We start from the raw sequence: 555 nt of genomic DNA, 5'->3' as shown, positions 1-555 counted from the left end.
GCCGCGCGCGCGGACCGGTTCGGCATAGCGATATACCGCCATCAAGGGGCCGGTGCCGCCCTTCATCGAGGAGCCGATGCACTTCTCGAAGATATTGGCGAGACCGCCGACCTGGTTGCCGGGGCTGACCTTGCCGTTGATCTGCACGTCGCGGCCCACCGAATAGCTGTCCTTCCACCAGCGGATCCGCTCCACCAGTTGCTCGCCCACCTCGCGGCTCACCGCGCGGCGCGTGAGCGTGTGCTCGACGCCGTAGATCTCGGGCGTCTCGGACAGGATCGCGGTGCCGCCGTGCCTCGTCAGCAGGTCGACCGCGGCGCCCAGCGCCGGGTTGGCCGTGATCGAGGAAAAACCGTCCGAGCCGCCGCATTGCAGGCCGACGCGCAGCTCGCTGGCCGGCACCGCGGTGCGCGCGACACGGTTCGCCTCCGGCAGCAGCGCCGCCACGGCCGCGATGCCCGATTCGATGGTGGCGCGCGTGCCGCCGTTCTCCTGCATCACGAAGGTATGCAGGCGCGCGTTCGGCTGCAGGCCTTCCTGCTCCAGCAGGCCGCC

General features: G+C 70.5%; 1 pseudogene. It reads right to left on the bottom strand.

The annotated features are described in order from the left end of the window. Positions 1–555: pseudogene (locus tag HW466_RS31125) on the bottom strand (UxaA family hydrolase); the annotation flags it as partial.

The sequence above is a fragment of the Burkholderia territorii genome, from assembly GCF_902833055.1.
In the GTDB taxonomy this organism is placed as follows: Bacteria; Pseudomonadota; Gammaproteobacteria; order Burkholderiales; family Burkholderiaceae; genus Burkholderia; species Burkholderia territorii.
This window is presented reverse-complemented; position numbering and strand designations above follow the sequence as displayed.